2 protein-coding genes are annotated in these 896 nt (G+C 64.1%); both read left to right on the forward strand.

The window, feature by feature from the left end; all coding sequences use genetic code 11:
• Positions 1-38: 38 nt before the first annotated feature.
• Positions 39-539 (forward strand): YbaB/EbfC family nucleoid-associated protein, encoded by a 501-nt coding sequence (locus ACIBBH_RS37705; RefSeq protein WP_399412687.1) that lies wholly within the window; start codon positions 39-41, stop codon positions 537-539.
• Positions 540-541: 2 nt separating this feature from the next.
• Positions 542-895, forward strand: coding sequence for a hypothetical protein (locus tag ACIBBH_RS37710; RefSeq protein WP_399412689.1), 354 nt, complete (start codon positions 542-544; stop codon positions 893-895).
• Position 896: the final 1 nt, after the last annotated feature.

The raw sequence follows: 896 nt of genomic DNA on the forward strand, positions 1-896 counted from the left end.
TGGACGGACCGGAACCAAGAGTCTGTGAGGAGATGGCGTTGGACGGATCGCTCGAAGACCGGGTGGCGCAGGCGATGGCTCACCTCAAGGCGACCGAGGAAGCCGTGGCCAAGGTGGAAGGGGAGCTGAGCCAGGCATCGGAAACGGCCCGCTCGGCGGACAGGTCGGTTCAGGTGACGGTCGGCGCGAAGGGCGAGCTCGCCGGTCTGGAGTTCCTCGGCGGCATGTACAAGAACATGACTGCCGCGCAGTTGTCCGCCGCGGTGCTCGAGGCCACGAACAAGGCCCGCGCCGAAATGGCGCGTCGGGTGGTCGGCATGCTGGATCCGATCGCCAGGAAGGTACCCGGCGGGGGCATGTCGGAGCGCAGGAATGTCGACTGGGACAAGATCTTCGGGTCGATGCTCAGTGACCCCTCCGACGCCCCGAAGCCCACAGCCATGAGTCGGCTCCGTGACGAAATCCACGATGACGACGAAGAATCGGGTACCGCGTCCGCCGAACACGGGGCGGTTGCCAGGAAGCGGGCGGGGGCCTAGCGATGCCAGATGCATATTCCGCTGACGTCGATCAGCTCACGCACAACTCCAAGGACCTCCTCGCGCTCTTGTCTTTCGCCCAAGAGCTCCCCGGTCAGTACCTGGACCTTAGGGCGCCCTACGTGGGCTGGGCGGGGACAGAGGGGGGGAACAATGATTTCGCTAACTCTGTGGGGCCGCAGGAGAAAATGGACACCGATCGGATGCTTGCCGCCGTGAAGGGCCTCGCTCAGGCGGTCACTGCGGCTCACGCCGCCCTCGTTGAGCAGATCTCCGACATCCAGAAGCCGCAGTTCGACGCCTTGGACAATATTAATCAGCAGGCCTCCGTGAATCCTGGGAACGTAAGGCGATAAC

The sequence above is a fragment of the Streptomyces sp. NPDC051636 genome, assembly GCF_044453765.1.
In the GTDB taxonomy this organism is placed as follows: domain Bacteria; phylum Actinomycetota; class Actinomycetes; order Streptomycetales; family Streptomycetaceae; genus Streptomyces.